Source organism: Shewanella sp. AS1, from assembly GCF_021412565.1.
Taxonomy (GTDB): Bacteria; Pseudomonadota; Gammaproteobacteria; order Enterobacterales; family Shewanellaceae; genus Shewanella.
Window position 1 is genome coordinate 1 of record NZ_JAKCLJ010000042.1, and the last position, 360, is coordinate 360.

The 360-nt window shown below is 54.7% G+C and carries 1 protein-coding gene; it reads right to left on the bottom strand.

The genetic code is table 11. The features are described 5' to 3' along the window. Positions 1 to 360 (bottom strand): VCBS domain-containing protein (locus LZP69_RS15955; RefSeq protein ID WP_234201693.1); only part of this gene is annotated, 360 nt, incomplete at both ends.

Here is a 360-nt window from a genome sequence, read left to right on the forward strand (position 1 = left end):
CGAGGAACTGCACCGTGCTGTTCAGGATACTGTAATCCCAGCTGTCGCTGTCGACACTGAAGCCATCGATGAGGCTATTTATCTCATCGGCAGTCAGTACCGAGCCCAGGTCGGTGTTGGCGCCGCCAGTCCAGCTGATATCACCATTGTAAACTTCAGTAACGTTGTGAGTGTCATTGACATCGACATCGGTGAAGCTGAGCACGCCGCTGTCGGTGAGGTTAGGGTCGGTAGCATCTTCAGTGACGCCGCCAATCATGTCGACAGTGAGCACAGGGGTGTCGTTGGTGCCGGTAATGGTGATGGACACCGTCTTGGTGTCGGTGCCATTGGTGTTGCCATCATCGACGGTGACATCAA